18 protein-coding genes are annotated in these 21549 nt (G+C 61.2%); 4 read left to right on the top strand and 14 right to left on the bottom strand.

What is annotated here, in order from left to right:
- Nucleotides 1-35: 35 nt before the first annotated feature.
- The 6 genes from cysG to QEO92_RS18195 all read right to left on the bottom strand — a co-directional run bounded on the left by cysG (nucleotide 36) and on the right by QEO92_RS18195 (nucleotide 7491).
- Nucleotides 36-1514 (bottom strand): siroheme synthase CysG, encoded by a 1479-nt coding sequence (gene cysG / locus QEO92_RS18220; RefSeq protein ID WP_227705209.1) that lies wholly within the window; start codon nucleotides 1512-1514, stop codon nucleotides 36-38.
- Nucleotides 1514-1846 carry a nitrite reductase small subunit NirD gene (gene nirD, locus QEO92_RS18215; RefSeq protein WP_227703958.1) on the bottom strand — a complete coding sequence of 111 codons (333 nt, stop codon included), beginning with the start codon at nucleotides 1844-1846 and terminating at the stop codon, nucleotides 1514-1516. Before nirD ends, cysG begins: the two co-directional genes overlap by 1 nt.
- 11 nt (nucleotides 1847-1857) lie before the next feature.
- Nucleotides 1858-4308 carry a nitrite reductase large subunit NirB gene (gene nirB, locus QEO92_RS18210; protein WP_227703957.1) on the bottom strand — a complete coding sequence of 817 codons (2451 nt, stop codon included), beginning with the start codon at nucleotides 4306-4308 and terminating at the stop codon, nucleotides 1858-1860.
- Nucleotides 4309-4389: 81 nt separating this feature from the next.
- Nucleotides 4390-5232 (bottom strand): formate/nitrite transporter family protein, encoded by an 843-nt coding sequence (locus tag QEO92_RS18205; protein ID WP_210049965.1) that lies wholly within the window; start codon nucleotides 5230-5232, stop codon nucleotides 4390-4392.
- A 356-nt stretch (nucleotides 5233-5588) separates the two neighbouring features.
- Nucleotides 5589-6866 carry a CmpA/NrtA family ABC transporter substrate-binding protein gene (locus QEO92_RS18200; protein ID WP_200883968.1) on the bottom strand — a complete coding sequence of 426 codons (1278 nt, stop codon included), beginning with the start codon at nucleotides 6864-6866 and terminating at the stop codon, nucleotides 5589-5591.
- Nucleotides 6867-6903: 37 nt separating this feature from the next.
- The gene (locus QEO92_RS18195) at nucleotides 6904-7491 is read right to left on the bottom strand and encodes an ANTAR domain-containing response regulator (protein WP_037152751.1); all 588 of its coding nucleotides are present in this window, start codon (nucleotides 7489-7491) and stop codon (nucleotides 6904-6906) included.
- Nucleotides 7492-7642: 151 nt separating this feature from the next.
- On the opposite strand from QEO92_RS18195, the gene QEO92_RS18190 reads away from it, so the two are divergent.
- Entirely contained in the window at nucleotides 7643-10075 is a 2433-nt protein-coding gene (locus QEO92_RS18190; protein WP_227703956.1) for a DNA translocase FtsK, read from the top strand.
- 222 nt (nucleotides 10076-10297) lie between these two features.
- Here the strand turns inward: QEO92_RS18190 and QEO92_RS18185 are convergent, their stop codons facing one another.
- The 4 genes from QEO92_RS18185 to QEO92_RS18170 form a co-directional block, all read right to left on the bottom strand.
- Nucleotides 10298-11467 (bottom strand): pyridoxal phosphate-dependent aminotransferase, encoded by a 1170-nt coding sequence (locus QEO92_RS18185; RefSeq protein ID WP_227703955.1) that lies wholly within the window; start codon nucleotides 11465-11467, stop codon nucleotides 10298-10300.
- A gap of 75 nt (nucleotides 11468-11542) precedes the next feature.
- Entirely contained in the window at nucleotides 11543-12070 is a 528-nt protein-coding gene (gene smoA, locus QEO92_RS18180; RefSeq protein WP_037152748.1) for an NADH-dependent FMN reductase SmoA, read from the bottom strand.
- Nucleotides 12067-12960 (bottom strand): aldo/keto reductase, encoded by an 894-nt coding sequence (locus tag QEO92_RS18175; protein WP_227703954.1) that lies wholly within the window; start codon nucleotides 12958-12960, stop codon nucleotides 12067-12069. Before QEO92_RS18175 ends, smoA begins: the two co-directional genes overlap by 4 nt.
- Before the next feature lie 16 nt (nucleotides 12961-12976).
- Nucleotides 12977-14134, bottom strand: a complete 1158-nt coding sequence (locus QEO92_RS18170) for an LLM class flavin-dependent oxidoreductase (RefSeq protein ID WP_227703953.1) — start codon at nucleotides 14132-14134, stop codon at nucleotides 12977-12979.
- 110 nt (nucleotides 14135-14244) lie between these two features.
- On the opposite strand from QEO92_RS18170, the gene QEO92_RS18165 reads away from it, so the two are divergent.
- Both QEO92_RS18165 and QEO92_RS18160 read left to right on the top strand, forming a co-directional pair.
- Nucleotides 14245-14949, top strand: coding sequence for a GntR family transcriptional regulator (locus QEO92_RS18165; RefSeq protein ID WP_227703952.1), 705 nt, complete (start codon nucleotides 14245-14247; stop codon nucleotides 14947-14949).
- Between the two features lie 25 nt (nucleotides 14950-14974).
- A complete protein-coding gene (locus QEO92_RS18160; RefSeq protein WP_227703951.1) occupies nucleotides 14975-16966 on the top strand; it encodes an alpha-glucosidase in 1992 nt (663 codons plus the stop codon).
- Between the two features lie 28 nt (nucleotides 16967-16994).
- Here QEO92_RS18160 and QEO92_RS18155 read toward each other — a convergent pair whose 3' ends face one another.
- The 4 genes from QEO92_RS18155 to QEO92_RS18140 are packed head-to-tail and all read right to left on the bottom strand — an operon-like array spanning nucleotide 16995 to nucleotide 20124.
- Entirely contained in the window at nucleotides 16995-17636 is a 642-nt protein-coding gene (locus tag QEO92_RS18155) for a ThuA domain-containing protein (protein WP_037152733.1), read from the bottom strand.
- A gap of 17 nt (nucleotides 17637-17653) precedes the next feature.
- A complete protein-coding gene (locus QEO92_RS18150; protein ID WP_037152731.1) occupies nucleotides 17654-18757 on the bottom strand; it encodes a Gfo/Idh/MocA family protein in 1104 nt (367 codons plus the stop codon).
- A gap of 36 nt (nucleotides 18758-18793) precedes the next feature.
- The gene (locus QEO92_RS18145; protein WP_037152729.1) at nucleotides 18794-19993 is read right to left on the bottom strand and encodes an ROK family transcriptional regulator; all 1200 of its coding nucleotides are present in this window, start codon (nucleotides 19991-19993) and stop codon (nucleotides 18794-18796) included.
- Nucleotides 19990-20124: a hypothetical protein gene (locus QEO92_RS18140; RefSeq protein ID WP_265105708.1), complete on the bottom strand. Its 135-nt coding sequence runs from the start codon at nucleotides 20122-20124 to the stop codon at nucleotides 19990-19992. The genes QEO92_RS18145 and QEO92_RS18140 overlap by 4 nt, the downstream gene beginning before the upstream one ends.
- Nucleotides 20125-20222: 98 nt before the next feature.
- Between QEO92_RS18140 and QEO92_RS18135 the strand changes: the two genes are divergently transcribed.
- Entirely contained in the window at nucleotides 20223-21521 is a 1299-nt protein-coding gene (locus tag QEO92_RS18135; RefSeq protein ID WP_227703950.1) for an extracellular solute-binding protein, read from the top strand.
- Nucleotides 21522-21549 lie beyond the last annotated feature (28 nt).

Below are 21549 nucleotides of genomic sequence, written 5' to 3'. Positions count from 1 at the left end.
TTCATCGCCCTTTTTTGTTTATCGACGTTCCGCCCTCAGGCACTGGCGGCAAGTTGTTCGCTCAAAGGATCGGTGTTGGCAACGAGGATTGCCTTGCCGAACACCTCGCCGATGCCGATCAGCACGGGTTCGTCGACACCGATCTCTGTCATCGCCGCTGTCATATCCCTAAGCGATCCGGTCCAGCGCTTTTCGTTTGGCCTGGATACTGCACTGACGATCACGGCCGGCATGGCAGGCGTCATGCCGGCTTCAACGAGTTTCGTGGCGATTTCGCCGGCGGTGCGACCGGCCATGTAGTAGATCGTCGTCGTCCGCGGGTCGGCGAGACCGTTCCAGTCGAGATTGTCGGGCAGCGTACCTTTGCGGGAATGGCCGGTGACGAAGCGGACGCCTTGTGCATGATCGCGATGGGTAAGCGAAACACCGAGCCGCGAGGCCATGGCGCTCGCCGAGGTGATGCCCGGCACGACATCGACCGGAATGCCCTGGCGTTCCAGGCAGGCAATCTCCTCGCCGGCCCGGCCGAAGATCATCGGGTCGCCGGACTTCAGGCGGACCACGCGTTTGCCGGCCTTGGCGAACTTCGCCATCATGTCGTTGATGTCTTCCTGCCGGCAGCTCACGCGACCGCCGCGTTTACCGACCAGCATGCGCTTCGCCTCACGACGGGCGAGTTCCAGCACTTCGTCAGAGACGAGATCGTCGAAGAGGATGATGTCGGCGGCCTGTAGTGCACGCACCGCCTTGAGCGTCAGCAGTTCGGCATCGCCAGGACCGGCTCCGACGAGCGTGACGCGGCCGGTGGCGGGGGCTTCCGCGAGCCTTTCGGCATCGCTTAGAAGCACCCCGCCGGCACCCTCCTCCGGCGCATTCGAACTTGCAAAGACACAATCGACAAAGCGTTCCCAAAATGCACGGCGCTGCGGACCAGGCGCCAACCGTTCATTGACCCTCTCCCGCAGCGATTGCGCAAGCTCTGCCCAGTTCTTGAGCGAGGCCGGCAGCAGCGTTTCGATGCGCCGGCGGATCGCCTGAGCAAGGATCGGCGCGGCACCATCCGTCGAGATCGATACGACGACCGGCGAGCGGTTGACGATCGAGCCGAACTGGAATTGGCAGAAGGTGGGCTTGTCGATCACGTTGACCGGCACGCCGGCTGTGCAGGCTGCATTGAAGAAGGCTTCGGCTTCACCCTGTTCGTCGCAATCGGCGACCGCCAGGGCGGCGCCCTCGAGCGCCTCAGTGTTCCATCCGTCGAAGTGCCGCACAAATCGGCCCTGCGGATGCTCGGCATCTCGCTCCACCAACCTCTCGAAAGTCCCTGAAAGTTCTTCCGCGTAGACATGCACCTCGGCACCGCAGGCGGCCAGAAGTTCGGCTTTCCAGGCGGCGGCATCGGAGCCTCCCGCGACGATCGCCCGCTTGCCTTCGAGCGCCCAGAAGACTGGAAGCTTCGCCAGTGCCGTCATGCGGGCAGACGCTTCGTTCCGCTGCTGTTGCAGAAGGTTCATCATTCCGCAGCCACCATCATCAGGCTTTCGAGTTTGATGAAGAGTTTGCCGTTTTCGTTTCTGACGGGGATGGTCCGCACTTCACCATCGTCGGCGCCGAGCGCCTTGCCGGTTTCGAGCGAGATTACCCAGTTGTGCAATGGGCAGGTGACCGCCTTCTGATGAACGATGCCCTGGCTGAGAGGACCGCCTTTATGTGGGCAATGATCCTCGATTGCGAAGACCTCGTTCTCGGCGGTGCGGAAGACGGCGATCTTGCCCTGCGGCGTCTTCACACAGCGCGCGCCTCTGAGCGGGATATCGGAAATATCGCCGATCGGGTGCCAATTCATATCCAACTCCATCACTCGGCCGCCTGCGGATAACCGACGGTCGCCATCGGCTTGAACTCGTGCTTGTCCTTGCCGGAAACACGTTCCGACCAGGGATCGACCTGCGCGAACTTCTGGGAGAACACGAAACGTTCGTAATAGGCCTTGCGCTTGTCGTGATCCTCCATGATCTGCCGGCGGATCTCGTCGAGCCCGATGCGCTTGGCCCACTTGTAGATGCGCTCCAGATATCGGGCCTGCTCGCGATACATCTGGGTCAGCGCGACGATATGCTCGAGCGCCTCGTCCTCGGTCCTGACGAGGCCCAACACCTCCGTGCCCTTGATGTCGAGGCCGGCGGCGCCGGCGAAGTGGATCTCGAAACCGGAATCGACGCAGATGACGCCGATGTCCTTGCAGGTCGCCTCGGCGCAATTTCTGGGACAGCCGGAAACGGCCATCTTCAGCTTTGCCGGCGTCCAGGACCCCCACATGAACTTCTCGATGCGGATGCCCAGTCCGGTCGAATCCTGGGTGCCGAAGCGGCACCAGTCGGAGCCGACGCAGGTCTTTACGGTGCGAAGCCCCTTGGCATAGGCCTGGCCGGAAACGAAACCGGCCTTGCCGAGATCGGCCCAGACGGAGGGAAGGTCTTCCTTCTCGACGCCGAGCAGGTCGATGCGCTGGCCGCCGGTTACCTTCACCATCGGAATGGCGAATTTGTCGACCACATCGGCGATCGCACGCAATTCCTGCGAATTGGTCACGCCGCCCCACATGCGCGGCACGACCGAATAGGTGCCGTCCTTCTGGATGTTGGCGTGGACGCGTTCGTTGATGAAGCGCGACTGGTAGTCGTCGGCATATTCGTCCGGCCAGTCGCAGACGAGGTAGTAGTTGAGTGCCGGACGGCACTTGGCGCAGCCGCAGGACGTCTTCCATTCCAGTTCCTGCATGACGGCCGGAATGGTCTTCAGCTTCTTTGCCTTGATGAGTCGGCGCACATCGTCATGGCCAAGCTCGGTGCAGGGACACATGGGCTGCACGGCTGCGGGATTGTATTTGTCGCCGAGAGTGAGTGCCATAAGCTGTTCGACGAGACCGGTGCAGGAGCCGCAGGAGGCCGACGCCTTGGTATGGGCGCGCACGTCGTCCAGAGAGGTCAGGCCCTTGGCAGTGATCGTCGCAGTGATCTTGCCCTTGCAGACGCCGTTGCAGCCGCAGATTTCAGCATCATCCGGCAAGGCTGCAACGGCCGCCATAGGGTCCAGCGGGGATCCTCCCTGATAGGCCTGGCCGAAGATCAGCGTGTCGCGCATCTCGGAGATGTCGGTCGCCTTCTTCTTCAGATCGTTGAACCAGGCGCCGTCGGATGTCTCGCCATAGAGAACGGTACCGATAATGCGGTTGTCCTTGATGACGAGGCGCTTGTAGACGCCGGCGGTCGCATCGCGAAGCACGATTTCCTGCCGGTCGTCACCATCGGCGAAGTCACCGAGCGAATAAAGGTCGATGCCCGTTACCTTGAGCTTTGTCGGTGTGTCCTGATGGACGAAGCCGGCCGTCGTCTCACCCGCAAGATGAGCCGCTGCGACGCGGGCCATTTCATAGAGCGGCGCGACGAGGCCATAGACCTGACCTCCGACCTCGGCGCATTCGCCAAGCGCCAGAATATCTCCATCCGAGGTTCCCATGCCGGCGTCGACGACAATGCCGCGGTTGACGGCAAGGCCGGCTTCCTTGGCGAGCGTCACATTCGGGCGGATGCCGACGGCCATGACGACGAGAGTTGCCGGGATGACACGGCCGTCGTCCAGTTCAACGCCTTCGACCTTGCCGTTGCCGATGATCTGTTTGGTGTTGGCCTTGCAGAGGACCTTGATGCCGCGCTCCTCGACGGCCTTCTGCAGCAGATAGCCGGCGGCGGGGTCGAGCTGACGTTCCATCAACGTCGGCATGACATGCAATACGGTCACATCCATGCCGCGCTGGGCAAGGCCGGCCGCGGCTTCGAGCCCTAGAAGGCCGCCGCCGATGACGATTGCCTTCTCGCGCGACTGGGCGGCGAGCAGCATGGCGTTGACGTCATCGAGGTCGCGATAGGTGATGACGCCTGGCAGGTCCTTGCCCGGCACCGGGATGATGAACGGTACAGAACCGGTGGCGATCACCAGCTTGTCGTAGCTTTCGGTAACGCCGTGATCAGACGTTACGGTCTTCTTTTCACGGTCGATCGCGACGATCTTGTGACCCTTGTAGAGGGTGATGCCATGATCGATGTACCAGCCGTCGCCGTGAATAACGATCTGCTCATAGGTCTTTTCGCCGGAAAGGACCGGTGAGAGCATGATGCGGTCGTAGTTGACGCGCGGTTCGGCGTTGAAGATCGTGATCTCAAAGCGGCCGGGCGCCTGTTCGAAGAGGTGCTCCAGCATGCGCCCCGGGGCCATGCCATTGCCGATGATGACGAGTTTTTCGGTCATGTGCTCATTTCTCCATCAGATTTCTGCTGATGCAGCCTGGGGGATGGGCTCTGCCTGATCTGCAGAGCCCATAAGGTGGCGTTATTCAGCGGCGACGAGAGCCGGGGTCTTTGCCATCGACGCCCGCTTTGCAGCCGTGCGGGAATGCGTCGCATACAGAGAGAGGCCTACGAACGCGAGGCCGCCGACCAGGTTGCCGACCACGGTGGGGATCTCGTTCCAGATGAAGTAGTCCATGATCGAGAACTTGCCGCCGAGCATCAGACCCGAAGGGAAGAGGAACATGTTCACGATGGAGTGCTCGAAGCCCATATAAAAGAACAGCATGATCGGCATCCACATCCCGATCACCTTGCCGGATACCGAGGTGGACATCATGGCGGCAACGACGCCGGTGGAGACCATCCAGTTGCACAGGACGCCGCGAATGAAGAGCGTCAGCATGCCGCCGGCGCCGTGGGCCGCGTAGCCCACCGTCCGGCCTTCGCCGATATGGCCGATCGCCTGACCGACCGCATTCGGTTCGGTGGTGAAGCCGAAGGTGAAGACGATGGCCATCATCACCGCCACCGTCAGCGCGCCGGCGAAATTGCCGATGAAGACGAGGCTCCAGTTGCGCAAGACGCCGCCGGGGGTGACCCCGGGGCGCTTGTCTATGAGCGCGAGCGGCGCAAGTGTGAAGACGCCCGTCAGAAGGTCGAAGCCCATCAGATAGAGCAAACAGAAGCCAACCGGGAACAGGATGGCGCCGGCGAGCGGCTGTCCGGTCTGGACATTGATGGTGACCGCGAAGGCGGCGGCCAGTGCCAGGATCGCCCCCGCCATATAGGCGCGGATGAGCGTGTCCCGGGTGGACATGAAGATCTTGGATTCGCCGGCATCAATCATTTTGGTGACGAAATCGGCGGGCGTGACGTAGGCCATTTCAATTCCCCTTGTTGTTTTGGACGTGGCCGATGACCAGAAATTCAGCACAAAAAAACGCCGCTCGGAGTTTGCGTCCACGGGAAGGGAGGTGTCCCGGATAGCAAAACCTTGCGACGTCGATGTCTGTGTAAACGCTTATGGCGCGCTCATCCGCGCCGATCGCCATTGACCGGTGCAGAAACTATGAAGCAAACCGCGTGCCAATTCCTGGGTTTTTCAGTAAATATCTGAAAACAATTGGAATCTTATCCTGTTAAACTTCTCGCTTAAATTATCGGCGAGTGGCTTCTGTGCAATATTTTTGTGCGATTGCTGAAATGAGAGCATCAGGGATGTGCAGATGCCAATCCCTGTTAGATTTCATGGCTGTCGAAATGGCTTGCAAGAGCACTGCGGACGGCAAATTTTTCGACATAGGCTGGCATGTTCGAGGGGTCGAAAACGTGCCCGTCCATGAAGCGGTCGCCCTCTCTGTCGCCTTCGAGGCCGATATCGGAATCGTCCGGGCCGATGCCTAGAGCTTTCCGATAGAGATCAGGACGATAGGCGCGTTTAGCCGAATTCAGGCCTGCCTCGCTGAAGGTGGTCTGGCCCCAACGGATCATCTGGCTGTAAATCCACAGCGCATGGTTCGGCCGCGGATAGTTCGCGAAATCGCGATGGAACGTGAAATAGTCGGCGATGACCCGGCGGTTGCCTTTGGCGTCCAGACTGAATTCGCCGGCAAGCACATGGCGGATGATATCGACAGGGGCCGCGATGAAGCGCGGATCGGCCAGCGCCTCGGCCAAAGCGTCATGGTTTTCGGCATCGTCGCACCAGCGCGCCGCGGCATCCAGCGCGACAATGAGCCGTGAGACGGTCTCCGGATGACTTTCGGCCCATTCCGGTCGCATACCGATGACCTTTTCCGGTGCGGACGGCCATATGTCCTGCTTGGCGGCGACGATACGGCCGACGCCCCGTCCGGAGGCCACCATGTTCCACGGCGCGCCGACGCAGAAGCCGTCGATGGCGCCGGCTGCCAGTGCGTCGGAAGTCAGCGGCGGCGGTACCACGATGAGCTTCACGTCGCGGTCGGGATCGATGCCGCCGGCGGCGAGCCAATAGCGGAACTCGTAGTTGTGGGACGAGAAGGGGTAGGTCATGCCGAGCGTCGGCAGCGGTTCGCCGCGCTCCTTTATGACCTGCAGCACCTTTGCGAGCGCCTGGGCGTTTTCCAGCGCGCCCGCCGTCTCCGAAATCCCGCTGACTTCGCACATCCGCTCGAACAGCCGGATCGAAAGCGTGATGGCATTACCGCCGCGGCCGAGGGAGAACGGTGCAATGGTGGGTGAGGGGTTGGAGCCGAGACCAAGCATGGAGGCGACCGGCATGGGCGATAGCATATGGGCGATATCGAACTGCCTGAAGGCGAGGCGGTCCCGCACGTTGGCCCAGGAGACGTCCTTCACCAGATCGAGCGTCAATCCCTCCTTTTTGGCAAAACCAAATTCGGCTGCCGCGATCAGCACGGAGGCATCGACCAACGGAATGAAACCGGCGCGCAGCACTTTTGGACCTTCGCCATTGGAACGAGAGGGTGCGGAGAGATTGCTTCCGGTTTGGCTGATCTTCGTCATCATATTCACTCCGGCAGTCTCCGGGACACTTTCCTACTCGAAACCATCACATCAATAGCCCGGCCGCAGTCACCACGCTCTGGGCGATCTCCGACATTTTCTTCTTCTCGTTCATGGCTGTCTGGCGCAGCAGCGCAAAGGCATCCTCCTCCGACAAGCCTCGCATCTTCATGAGAATCCCCTTGGCACGCTCGATGACCTTGCGCTCTTCCAGCGCCGATCTGGCATCCGCAAGTTCGCGCTGCAGGCGGCTGAAGGCGTTGAAGCGGCTCACGGCCATGTCGAGGATCGGCTTGACGCGCTCCTTCTTCAAACCATCAACCACATAAGCCGAGACGCCGGCCTCGACGGCGGCTTCGATCGAGGCCGTGTCGGAGCGGTCGACAAACATGGCGATCGGCCGGCTCACCGTGCGGGTGAGCTGGAACAGGTGCTCCATCATGTCGCGGTTCGGGTTCTCAATGTCGATGACGATGACGTCCGGCCTCAGCGTCTCGACGATCCGGGCAACCCCATTTACCTCATGGATGACCGTGACATTGCCATGCCCAGCCTCCCGCAGCCCTTCCTCGATGATGGAAGCGCGGATGGCATTTTCGTCGATAACCAGAATGGTGAGATCGGGCGCTGACATTCCTATAGTGTTGCCGCAGTGCAGCAACCTTGGCAAGCCCACGATCACATTTGTGGATTTGTTCCATCTTTGGCCGGACGGAAAGAACCGGTTAACCTTTATTTTTTACTTCATGGAAGCATGTGCCACTCTCGTATTTCGTCCGGTTCTCATGCAATTTTCTCGTCATAATTTCCCTCAGAGTTCCGACCAGGCCAGCGCTGAAGACGATGCAGTCGACGGAGCGCGGCAGAACATCCGCCAGCAAAGTCTGGCGGAATTCAACCAGCCCGTCGTGGAGCAAGCGCCCTGGCAAGCGGCTTTCCGTCTGGCGCCGAACGTGCGCTTCACGCGGACGCCGGAAAAGATTCCGAATCGCAAGCCGGAACCGTTCGAGCCGCCCAAGGTGCTGACGGACGAAGAACAGGCCGAGCATTTTGAGGCCTTCCCGTCCGAAATCTTTGAAACGGCGGCGAATGATGCGGATGCCGCGCAGGAGATACCAGAGCCGATCGAACAGATTGCCGGCCTGCAACGGCTTGCGACGACGATGCGGCAGAACGCGGCGGAAATGCTAGAAACTGCCGCAATGCCCGAAAATTTCATTGAGGTTGCCATGCCGGAACCCGTTCAGGAAATGTCGGTGGTCACCTCGACCCGGCGCGACATTGCGATCTCCGACTATGCTTTCTGGGATGCCATGCCCTTTGAGCTTGAGGGACCAACCATAGCCGAGCCGGCAATTGCGCCAGCCGAGCCGGGCGTGTCCCGTATCGTTCCGGAGCTGACCGGCTCGGTCGCGGCGCTTTACCGCGAAGTGCCGCGGAAGACAGCTATCAGGACGGTGATGGTTGCGCCGTCTCCGAGACCGGAGCAAGTCAGGACGCCTGAGCCGGCGGTGCCTGTGCAGCCAACTCCTCAAACTCCTCGGCCGGCCATCGGGGCGGAAGCCCCGGTTGCGGTGGAGCCTCCGCGTCCCCTTCCCGCGACAGTCTCCGTGCCGGTGCCGCATCCGGAAAAGGCACGCCCGCAGACGGTCCGTCCGGCGGTGGCGGAATACGAATTCCCGCCGATCTCGCTTTTGCAGGAGCCGCGGGGCGAGCGCGGCCAGGCGATGCAGCCCGACACCCTGCAACAGAGTGCCGGTTTGCTCGAAAGCATTCTCGAAGACTTCGGCGTCCGCGGAGAGATCATCGACGTGCGGCCGGGTCCGGTCGTCACGCTCTACGAATTCGAGCCCGCGCCGGGCGTCAAATCTTCCCGCGTCATCGGCCTGTCGGACGATATCGCCCGGTCGATGTCGGCCCTGTCCGCCCGCGTTGCCGTGGTGCCGGGTCGTAACGTCATCGGCATAGAACTGCCGAACGCAACGCGCGAGACGGTCTATTTTCGCGAACTGATCGAATGTGAGGACTATTGGGAGACAAAGCACCGGCTGGCTCTCTGCCTCGGCAAGACGATCGGCGGCGAGCCGGTGATTGCAGAACTCGCGAAGATGCCGCATCTGCTCGTCGCCGGCACGACCGGTTCGGGCAAGTCGGTCGCCATCAACACCATGATCCTGTCGCTTCTCTACCGGCTGCGTCCGGAGGAATGCCGGCTGATCATGATCGACCCGAAGATGCTCGAACTCTCGGTCTATGACGGCATTCCGCACCTTTTGACGCCGGTCGTGACCGATCCGAAAAAGGCCGTGCTGGCGTTGAAATGGGCGGTGCGCGAGATGGAGGATCGCTATCGCAAGATGTCGCGCCTCGGCGTTCGCAATATCGACGGCTACAACCAGCGTGCCGCAAGCGCCCGCGATAAGGGAGAGGTGATCACCGTCAGCGTCCAGTCGGGCTTTGATCGCACGACTGGCGAGCTTCTCTACGAGGAGCAGGAGATGGATCTTTCGCCGATGCCCTATATCGTCGTCATCGTCGACGAGATGGCCGACCTGATGATGGTCGCCGGCAAGGATATCGAAGGCGCGATCCAGCGGCTGGCGCAAATGGCACGTGCCGCCGGCATCCATCTCATCATGGCAACCCAGCGTCCCTCGGTCGACGTCATCACCGGCACGATCAAGGCGAATTTCCCGACCCGTATTTCCTTCCAGGTCACTTCGAAGATCGATAGCCGCACGATCCTCGGGGAGCAGGGGGCCGAACATCTGCTCGGCCAGGGCGACATGCTGCATATGGCGGGCGGCGGCCGGATTTCCCGCGTCCACGGGCCGTTCGTCTCCGATGCAGAAGTGGAATCGGTTGTCCGTCACCTCAAGACACAGGGGCGGCCGGATTATCTCGGCACGGTCACGGAGGACGAAGAGGAGGCCGAGGAAGAGGAGGTTTCGCAGGAAGCTGTCTTCGACAAGAGCGCCATGGGCGGTGATGACACCGACGAGCTTTACGACAAGGCCGTCAAGGTGGTCATGAAGGATCGGAAGTGCTCGACCTCCTATATCCAGCGGCGCCTGTCGATCGGTTACAATCGTGCCGCGTCGCTGGTGGAACGCATGGAGAAAGAGGGTCTGGTCGGTCCAGCCAATCACGTCGGCAAGCGCGAGATCATCACGGGCGGACGACCGAGTGCGGCGGCGACCGAGGATTTCGGGGATTGAGCAGAGTTGGCTGGCAATATCCCCTCACTTGCGATTTCTAACACTTAGCTTTCAGCTAAGATGTTGAAATCGCTTTCTCTCCCACGAGGGGAGAGATGGGGATGCCGCGCCACCGCGAATCGACCTCTCCCCGTGTGGGAGAGGTTACAAAATCAGCATCTTGAGCCAAGCTAAGTGCTGGATTTTGTTGGTGAGGGGATCGCTTCGTTCTCTATGGCTTTGTTAACGCCTGCGGATATAATCGCTGAGCCGTTGCGCGGCATCTTCGATCTGCAGCGGATCGCGCAGATAGCAGGCGCGCATGAAGGCTGCACCGCCCGGACCGAAAGCGGTGCCCGGTGCCATGCCGATGCCTGTCTTGTCGACGATCCTGAACGCTTCCTCACGGCTGTCGGTGACACCGTCGATCTTCAGGAAGGCGTAGAGGGCTCCCTCCGGTTTGCGCGTTTCCACCCGGTTGGTGGCGATCAGCGCATCGCAGAGAATGTCGCGCGATTTTCGCGCTCGCTCGATATTCGAACGGATGAAGTCGTCGCCCTCTTCAAGGGCAGCGATCGCGCCTTTCTGCATGAACTGCGCAACACCCGAGGTCGAATACTGGATGAGGTTGGTCAGCGTCTGGCCGATCTCGGCAGGCACCACCATCCAGCCGACGCGCCATCCGGTCATGCACCAGTTCTTGGAGAAGGAATTGGCGAAAATGATCCGGTCTTCCGGCTCCATGACGTCCATGAAGGACGGCGCGCGGGTGCCCTCGAAATAATAGAGGCCGTAAATCTCGTCGGCGATGATCCAAAGGCCGTGCTTGCGGGCAAGTTCGAGGATCGCCTTCAGGTCTTCATGCGTAGCCGTCCAACCGGTTGGATTGGATGGCGAATTGATGAACAGCGCGCTGGTTTTCGGCGTGATCGCCGCCTTCAGGCGTTCTATGTCGAGCACCCAGCGGCCGTCGGCAAAACCCAGCTGGACGGGCACGGCCTTGGCTTCCGCGACACCGATCGAGTTCACCACATTCGGCCAGGCGGGAGAAAGATAGATGATCTCGTTGCCGGCAGAGGCGACCGTCTGGATGGCGAGAACGATCGACTGCATACCTGAGCCGGTGACGTAGATATTGTCGGTCGACAGGCTGGTGCCGTAGTGTCGCCGGTAATAGCGGACGATCGCTTCACGAAGCGGTGGAATGCCTTGCGTCCAGGTGTAGAAGGTCTCGCCGGCGAGCAGGGCCTCGCTGGCCGCGCGGGTGATGAAATCCGGCGTCGGCAGGTCGCCTTCGCCGATCCAGAGCGGCATCAGGTTTTCCCGGCCGCGGGCGTGGGTGACGATCTCTCCGATGCCGCTGCGTGGCGCTGCCGCGGCGCGGGCGCTGATATCCGGTCTGATGATGGTCATGGAGGGCCTGTCGATGCTGGAAGGGTGTTTTCCTGCGTAGGCCCGGCCCATGCGCCGGTCAATATTTTTCCGACTTCAGTGGCCTTGAAAACGGCCGAATGTGCCGCGGGAGAAACACAAGGGATCGCCCTCGCGATGAGCGGCGCGAAGCACCCTGCCGAGGATCAACGTGTGGTCGCCTGCATCGTGCATGGAGGAGAGTTTGCACTCGAAGCGGGCCAGCGTGCCTGGGATGACCGGCACGCCTTCGAGGTTTTCCAGCCAATGCAGATCGTCGAAGCCCAAACCGCCGCGGGTGAAGCGGGTGCTCAAGCGGTCTTGCTCGGCGCTCAGCACGTGGATGGCGAAATGGTCGGCCGCCGTGAAGGCACCGTGGCGGGACGAGCTTTTTGCGGGAGACCAAAGGACGAGCGGCGGGTCGAGCGACACGGAGGTGAAACTGTTCACCGTCATGCCGATCGGCCCGTCGGGTGTTCTTGCCGTCACCACCGTCACCCCTGTCGTGAACGCACCGAGCGCATCGCGGTAATGCCTGGCGGTTGATGCGTCCGGAACGAAGACCTGTTCGTTGGGTCCATGGGTGGCGTTGGCGGATATCGTCATGGCACAGGCTTTCCGATAGCTGCGGTATAGAGTTCGAACCAGGTCTGGCGGTCGATCGCCACTTTCGTAGCGTCGCCGATCTTCTTGATGCGGTAGGGATTGTTGGTGCCGAGCACCGGCAGGATATTGGCCGGATGGGCAAGCAGCCAGGCGACTGCGACGGCGGTGGCGTCGAGACCTTGTTCGACCGCGATGCGTTCCAGCACCTCGATCAATGCCGCATTTTCCGGCTTGAAGAGTGAACCACCACCGAGCGGCGACCAGGCCATCGGCGCAATGGCACGTTCCTGCAGATAGGCGAGATCGCCATTCGTGAAGGCGTCCGTCGCCAGCAGGCTGATCTCGATCTGGTTGGTGAGGAGCTGGGATTCCATCGAGGACTGCAGCAACGAGAAATCGTAAGGCCGGAAATTGGAGACGCCGACGGCGCGCACCTTTCCGGATGCGACGAGGGCATCGAGCGCCGGTCCCGTTTCATCGGGGTCCATGAACGGATCGGGACGGTGGATCAGCAGGAGGTCGACGTAGTCGGTCGCCATATCCCGCAGCGAGGTTTCGACCGACGCGTTGATATGCTCGGCGCTGGTATCATAGTGCTTGCCGCGAACCGCGGAATGCCGGCCGGACGGCGCAACGATGCCGCATTTCGTGATGATCTCGATCTTGCCGCGCAGCGAAGGCGAAGCCTTCAGCGCCGCGCCGAAGATCGCTTCGGCCGTGTAGCCGCCATAGATGTCGGCATTATCCATGGTGGTGATACCCTGCGCCAGGCAGGCTTCGACCTTGGCCTGGACATGTTTCGGCGAGGTGTCTGCATCGTCGCCGATGCGCCACAGGCCATAGACGAGACGGCTCAGTTCGAGTTCTGGCGAAAGTTGGATGCGGTCCATCAGTGGCGTTTTCCCATTAGTATCGTGTCCCTGCGCCGAGCGGTGTTGCGGGTGTTTCGGCCGGGACCCGGCCATAGACATGCGGCAGCGAGCAGGTTTTCAGCTGCGGCAGCACCTTCTGACCGAAATGTTCCGCCTCGTCGAGATGCGGATAGCCGGAAAAGATGAAGGCCCGGATACCCATCTTTTTGTATTCCTCGATCTCGGAAAGAACCTGGTCCGCCGAGCCGACGAGCGCCGCGCCGCAACCCGAGCGAGCCCGGCCGATGCCGGTCCAGAGATGCGGCTCGGCATAGCCGAACTTGTCGGCGAGTTCGCGGGTTCGAGCCTGATGCGATACGCCAAGCGAGGTGCTGTCATGGGCGCGGTTGCGGATCAGCTGGCCGTATTCGTCATCAAGTTTCGAGACGAGGTGTTCGGCATATTCGCGGGCTTCTTGCTCGGTATCACGGACGATCATATGGATGCGCAGGCCATAATCGAGCGTGCGGCCATGCGCCTCAGCGCGGGCATGAACCGCCTTCATGCGCTCGGCTATCTGTTCCTTGGGTTCCGGCCACATGAGATAAACGTCGCATTGGGCGCCGCAGAGCTCCAGCGCGTCTGGAGAGTAGCCGCCGAAATAGAGGAGCGGCCCACCGTTCTGCTGGTAAGGTCTCGCCGGATCGGTGGTGAGTCCCTTGAAGTTGTAGACCTCGCCCTCATGATCGATCGTGTCGCGCGTCCAGGCCTGGCGCAGGATCTGCACGACCTCATGGCTGCGGCGGTAGCGGAAGGCGCTGTCGGCAACCTCGCCCGGGAAATCCGAGCTGATGACGTTGAGCGTCAACCGGCCCTTCAGCATGTGGTCGAGCGTCGCGACTGTGCGGGCGAGCATGATCGGCTGCATCTCGCCGCAGCGGATGGCCGCCAGAAAATTGATCCTGTCGGTGATCTGCGAACAGGCTGCGACGAAGCTCAATGTGTCCTGACCCACCTGATAGGAGGATGGGCAGAGGATATTGCGAAAACCCAGAGTTTCGGCGCGCTTCACGATATCGGAGCAGTGTTCGAAGCTCGATTTGAGCGCGTCGTCCGGCACCCCGAGATAGGCATAGTCATCGGAGCAGAGAGCCGCGAACCAGGAGGCTTCGGCCGCATCGAGATCGGGCGATGTGATGGGTACGACGGTCATCAGTTCCTCCTCCGCGTTTGACGATTGTCACTTGCATAACATCCGATTTTATGTAGATCAATGATGTATCAATTTAGGTCCACGGTTCCTGGGGAGGGGAGCGGGAGTTCATGGAAAGCCATCCGGGCAGCCTGCCGATCTATCTGCAGATCACCGAATTGCTCGTGCGCGACATCGCGGCCGGCCGGCTGGTCGATGGGGAGAAGCTCGCGCCGGAACGCGATCTGGCGGCTGAGCTCGGGATTGCAGTCGGCACGCTGCGCAAGGCGCTGGCGGAACTGCAGAGCCGTGGGCTTCTGGACCGGGTGCAGGGGTCGGGCAACTATATCCGGGCGATCAGCGACCCGAAGAGCGTCTATGCCATGTTCCGGCTGGAGCTCATCCAGGGTGGGGGGCTGCCTACGGCCGAGGTTCTGGATATTGTTCGGCTCGACAAACCGAAGGACCTGCCGGGGTTCGGCTTTTCCCCGGAGGGACACAGGATTCGGCGGGTCCGAAAACTGTCGGGGAAGGTGGCGGCGCTGGAGGAGATCTGGCTCGACGGCTCCTATATATCGGCGATCACGCCGGAAGACCTTTCGGAATCCCTCTATCTCTACTATCGCAGCCGGCTTGGCCTCTGGATCTCCCGGGCGGAAGACAGGATCGGTCTCGACACGGTGCCCGAATGGGCGCCGCCGGTTTTCGGACCGAAGCCGGGCGCGCCGGTCCCTCATGTGCTGCGCATGAGCCAGGCGCAGGATGGCGTAGTGGCTGAGGTTTCCCATACATGGTTCGACCATTCCGTGGCGCGTTACGTGTCGCGGCTCAGGTAGGTCATCCGAATTGAGTAACGCACATATGAAATTCGAAACGACGTCAGACGGCTTTTCCATCTCGCTGAACGGACGCCTGATCCTGCGTCATGGCGCCTCCTCGCCGTCCATTTTCATCGGTCATGGCCAGGAGCGGATGGAGATGTATCGCGGCAATTTCGAGGTCGAAGACTATATCGAAGAGCGCAGTCCGCTCAGGCATGTGGAGGTCGAGGACAACAGAATCAGCCTGTCGGAGGCGAAGGGCCGCGCGCCGCGTCTGGAACTGACGATCTCGGATTCTGTGATCCACTTCCGATCGCTGGACGACACCATCAACCGCCTCTGGATTCGCATCCCTGCGGAGAGCGACGAGCATGTCTGGGGCGGCGGCGAACAGATGTCCTATTTCGACATGCGCGGCCGCCGTTTTCCGCTCTGGACCTCCGAACCTGGAGTCGGGCGCGACAAGACTAGCGAGATCACCTTCAAATCCAACCTGAAGGACAAGGCGGGCGGCGATTATTACAACACCAATTACCCGCAGCCGACCTATATCTCCTCGGCGCGTTACGCGTTGCATGTGGAGACTTCCGCTTATTCCGTCTTCGATTTCCGTCGCAAGGCATTCCATGAGATCGAAGTCTGGGCGGTTCCGGAACGGATCGAGTTCTATTCCGCGCCGACCTTCATCGAACTGGTGGAAGCATTGTCGCTGCGTTTCGGGCGGCAGCCGGAATTGCCGGAGTGGGTTTACAACGGGGCGATCATCGGCCTCAAGGACGGCATCAACTCCTTCGACCGGCTGGCAAGGATGCGGCAGGCCGGTGTGCAGATCTCCGGCCTCTGGTGCGAGGATTGGGTCGGCATCCGCCAGACCTCGTTCGGCTCACGCCTCTTCTGGGACTGGCAGGCGAACGACGAGCGGTATCCGGGCCTGCGGCATCGCATCGCCGAGCTGAACGACCAGGGCATTCGCTTTCTCGGCTATGTAAATCCCTATCTCTCCGTCGACGGGACTTTGTTTCCGGAGGCTGAGGCGGCCGGCTATTTCGCCAAGGACCAGCTCGGCCGTACAGCAATTGTCGATTTCGGCGAGTTCGATTGCGGTGTGGTCGACTTCACCAACCGGCAAGCCGCCGAATGGTTCGCCGAGGAGATCATCGGGCGGCGCATGCTCGATTTCGGGCTTTCCGGCTGGATGGCCGATTTCGGCGAATACCTGCCGATCGATGTCGAGCTTTCGAACGGCATCGACGCCAAACTGATGCACAATGCCTGGCCGGTGCTCTGGGCCGAGGTCAATGCCAGGGCGGTGGCGAGCCGCGGCAAGACCGGCGAGGCACTGTTCTTCATGCGCGCGGGTTTTACGGGCGTGCAGAGACATTGCCCGCTGCTGTGGGGCGGCGATCAGTCGGTGGATTTCTCCCGTCACGACGGCCTCGTCACCGTCATATGCGCGGCGCTTTCGTCAGGCCTGCTTGGCAACGCCTACCACCATTCCGATATCGGCGGTTACACAAGCTTGTTCGGCAATGTCCGAACTTCCGAACTTCTGATGCGCTGGGCGGAGATGGCCGCCTTCACGCCGGTCATGCGCACGCATGAGGGAAACCGGCCGCGCGACAACATCCAGATCGACCAGGATCCGGAGGTGCTCGCGCATTTCGCACGGATGACGCGGATCTACGTGCATCTGGCGCCCTATCTGAAAACGCTGTCGAAGGAGGCGGCTGCCCGCGGCCTGCCGGTCCAGCGACCGCTCTTCCTGCACTACGAGTACGATCCAAGGACCTATCCCATCCAGGATGCCTATCTTTACGGCCCTGAACTGCTGGTGGCGCCGGTCTGGCATGCGGCGCAGGAGAAACGCACCGTATATCTGCCGGAGGGTGCGGAGTGGGTGCATGTCTGGAGCGGTGAGGCGTTTTCGGGCGGGCAAGAAGTGACCGTCGCCTCGCCGATCGGTAGTCCGCCGGTGCTTTATCGCAAGGATGCAGCGTTTGCGGAGATTTTTGCGACATTGAGGGAAATTTGAGGGCGGCGAGCCGTCCTCAAATTGGATATCACCGCGCCGCCCAATTCGCTCCACGTCTAAAGATCGTCTTCATCTGCGGCACATCGAATTCCTTCGCCTGATGGCCGAGCGACGAATAGAAGACGCGGCCCTTGCCGTATTTCCGCTTCCACACCACCGGCATGACGACGCCGTCAATCCAGTATGCGTGATCGCCGGTGAAGGTGGTCGTGGCGAGGACCTCATTCGAGGGGTCGACATGCATGTAATACTGCTCGGACGTGTAGGGGAAATCGCTGATCCCTTCCATCAAGGGATCGTCGGGCCGGGTGATGTTCACGGTGTAGTCGATGATGTTGCCGGGATGGGCCACCCACTGGCCGCCGATGATGAACTGGTAATCGACGGAATCGCGGAAAGCGTCGCCCGCGCCGCCATGGTAGCCGGCGATGCCGACGCCGTTCTGTACGGCCGCGGCGAGGTTCTTCACCTCTTCCTTCTCTATCTTCGACATGGTCATGATCGGCACGATCAGGCTGAGATCATGGATCGAGGGATCGGCGAAGGCTTCGGTCGAATGTTCCAGATAGACCTTGAAACCATCCTCTTCGAGCATGTCCTTGATAATGGCTGCGCATTCCTGCGGCTCGTGGCCGCTCCAGCCGCCCCAGACGATCAGTGCTTCGCGCATTTTCTTCTCCTCCAAAATCATAAGGCCAGCAGGCCGTCGATCAGCGACTCCGACAGGGGTGCCGGGCGTTCCGTTGCAGTGGTGATGGTGATCGTCCGGCCTTCCGCGGCTGCCGTGTGGAAGGCTTCCATGACCTCCAGTACATGCAAGGCCAGATCGCCGTTCGCCCGGTGCGGGCGATTGGAGCGGATCGCATAGGCCATGTCGGCGACGCCGATCGAACGGTAATTGCCGTCCGCATAGGGCATGGTGACCGGCTGGTCCTCGAACTGGCCGCCCTTCTTCAGATATTCGACCGGGCCGGCGAAACGGTTCGGATCCGGCACAATCAGCGTACCTTCGGTACCATAGACTTCGAGCGGTACATGCTTGTGGCCGGCGACATCGAAACTCATGCCGATCTGCACGACCGCGCCGTTGGCGAAGCGCATCACGCCCGCCACATGGGTCGGCACATGCACGGGAATGCGCTCGCCGTTGCGCGGTTCGCTGGTGATGGTGCGCTCCTTGCGCGGGGTGATCGCAAAGCCCGCGACCTGCGCGACAGGGCCGAGGAGATTGACGAGATCGGTGATGTAGTACGGCCCCATGTCCAGCATCGGGCCGCCGCCGACCTCGTAATAGAAGGCGGGGTTCGGGTGCCAACGCTCATGGCCGGGGCACATGAAGGTGGCCGTGCCGCCGACCGGAATGCCGATGACGCCCTGGTCCATGAGCGCGCGGGCGGTCTGGTGGCCGCCGCCGAGGAATGTATCGGGCGCTGCGCCGATGCGCAGGCCTTTTGCCCTGGCGGTATCGGCCAGTTTTTTCCCTTCCGCGAAATTAATGCCGAGCGGCTTTTCCGAATAGGTGTGCTTGCCGGCTTCCAGCGCCTGCAGTCCAACCGCGACATGCGCTTTCGGGATGGTCAGGTTGACGATGATCTCGACTTTCGGATCAGCCAGCAGATCAGCGACAGCCTTTGCCTGCAGATTGAATTCGGCAGCCTTGGCCTCGGCGAGATCGCGATTGAGGTCGGCCAGCCCGCGAATGTCGAGGATCGGAAAGGTGGAGGTCATCGCCTTCAGATAGGCGCCCGAAATATTGCCGCATCCGATGATGCCGATACCGACTTTGTCCATCATTCTCCTCCCGATGAATTCTGCCTGTTCGATGCGTCAGAGCGCCGGTCCCGTGGTGCTCCAGGGCGATTCGTAAAGCTCGTAAAGCGCGACGGCGGCAGCGCCCTGAGCCCAGAAATCGTCCGTGGAATCGTCGAATACGAGCTCGCTGACACCCTTAAGCGACGGTGGAATGGCAAGCGCATAGGCATCGCGCAAACTGTTGAGAAATGGCTCTCCAAGCGCCAGCGACGACCCGACGAGGATCACGCGCGGCGGCGCGAACAGCGTGACGATATTGGCGATCGTCAGTCCGATTGCCTCGCCGGCACGTACCGCCGCGGTGATCAGTCGGTCGTCATCGGCCTGGATCAGCGCCTGGACATGGGTCATACCGCGACCGAGCCGTATCGCTTCGGCGAAACGCCCATCAGTCTGCTGTTCACCCAGAATGGCGCTCTCTCCCGCCTGACTTGAAAGGCGTATGACGCCTTGTGGGCCGATGCCGAGCACAAGGTCTCCGAGATTGTGGCTGAGGCCGCCGGCACCGCGAAAGAGCCGATTGCGATGCAATACGCCGAGCCCCAGCGTCTGCTCCAGCGAGACCAGAACCATGTCTTCCAGCTCACGGGCCTTGCCGAACCAGTGGTGGCCAAGCGTGATGGCGTGCGCGTCGCTCTCGATAATCGTCGGCGTCGACAGGCGCGCTGACATTTCTGCAGCAAAATCAATATTGACTTCGCGAAAGATCGGGCTCGATCGGATATGGCCGGTGCGGTGTTCGACGACGCCGGGAATGCCGAGGCAAACGCTGTCGACATCCTCCAGCGAGAGGCCGGCATCTACAACGCAGCGACGCACGCCATCCTCGACAAGATCAGCGATTACCGCGATCGGCTGCCGGTCGATGCGGATCGGCAGCGTCAGCGTCGAAAGCACGTCGCCGCGGAAATTGGCGACGACGAAGACCATGCGGCTTGCGGCGATCTTGGCGCCGACGACGCGGGCGGCGTCCTGATTGACCTCCAGCATGACGCGGGGGCGACCACGCGCGGCCGCGTTGCGGATATCGCCTTCATGGCGGGTCAGGATCAGCCCGTCGTCGAGAAGGGATGCGGTGATCGCCGAAACGGTGGTGGTCGAGAGTTCTGTGCGTTCGCTGATCTCCACCCGGGAAATAGGTCCATGTCGCCGGATCGTATCCAGCACGCTCAAACGGTTGATGGCGCGCATCAATTCGGGATCGGCAGTCTTCATTGCGCAGGCATCCAGAACCCAATCAGTGCCTGCGGATTTTTTACGCCAGGCAAATTAAATTCACTTTCTTCTAGAGCGGAATTTCGCATAAGTGCAACAGGAATTTCTGTAAAGGCCGCATTTTCGCGCATTCAAGGCCGCTTCTCTGGGCAAGGTATTGACAGATTGCTAACGTCCGCGTTTATTTAATCCGGATGCAGAAATAAAGCGCTACGGGAGGAGTGCGATTATGGCTATCATCAGGACACACGGAATACGCAGGTTCAAGGTCGCGGCCCTGGGGGCCGCCGCGCTTATGGCAAGCGCCGCAGTCGCGGCTGCGGAATCGGTCATCACATGGATGTATGTGGAGGCCCAGCCAAACGTGATCGATGTCTGGCGCGGCATTGCCGAGCAGTTCGAAAAGGACCATCCGGGCGTCAAGATCGAGATGAAATTCCTGGAGAACCAGGCCTTCAAGGCGAAGATCCCGACCCTGCTGCAGTCGTCCGAAGCGCCGAGCATGTTTTACACCTGGGGTGGAGGCGTGCTGAAGGCGCAGGCGCAAACCGGCATGCTGCGCGACGTCACAGGGGCGCTTGATGCCGATGGCGGCGCCTGGCGAAACACGATCAACGCGGCGGCCGTCGATGCGCTGACCTTCGACGACAACGTCTGGGCGGCACCCTTCAGGACCGGCGTCGTCGCTTTCTATTACAACAAGGAGCTGTTCCAGAAGGCCGGTGTCGATGCTTCCACGATCAAGACCTGGGGTAATTTCACCGATGCCGTCAAGAAGCTCAAGGCAGCCGGTATTACGCCGATCGCCGGTGGCGGCGGCGACAAGTGGCCTCTCCATTTCTACTGGAGCTATCTTGCCATGCGTCAAGCCGGCCACCAGGGGTTCGTCGACGCCAAGGCGGGCAAGGGTGATGGTTTCGCCAGCGAGCCCTTCGTCAAGGCAGGCGAATATCTGGCTGAGCTCGGCAAGCTCGAACCGTTCCAGAACGGCTATCTAGGCGCTACCTGGAACGATGCGCTCGCGGCGTTTGGCGACGGGCGCGCCGCCATCATCCTGAGTTTCGAAAACACGCCCGGCACGCAAGCCGTGAATTCCACCAGCGGCAAGGGATTGCCGGTGGAGAATATCGGCAGGTTCCCTTTCCCGGCGCTTGACGGCGCGCCGGGGGTCGTCACCGACAATTTCGGCGGCATCAACGGCTGGACGATCACCAAGAACGCGCCGCCCGAGACCGAAGAGTTCCTGAAATATTTCAGCAGCCCGGATGTGCAGCGAAAGCTGGCCCGGGATGCGAAGATCCTTCCCGTGGCCAAGGGCGCAAGCGATGCCGTGTCCGACCCGCTTCTGAAGGTCGCCGCGGAGGCGATCGCCAACGAGACGTGGCACCAGAACTTCCTCGATCAGGATCTTGGGCCCAATGTCGGGGCCGTCGTCAACGACATGTCGGTCGCCATCGTTTCAGGCCAGCAGTCCCCGGCGGACGCCGCCCAGCAGATCCAGGACGCGTTTTCGCTTGAGAACCCGTAAGTCCTGATCTTTACCGGCACCGCATCGC

The organism is Neorhizobium petrolearium (genome assembly GCF_029854435.1).
GTDB classification, from domain to species: Bacteria; Pseudomonadota; Alphaproteobacteria; order Rhizobiales; family Rhizobiaceae; genus Neorhizobium; species Neorhizobium petrolearium.
Note: the sequence above shows the minus strand (reverse complement) of the source record. Positions and strands in the feature narration are given on the sequence as shown.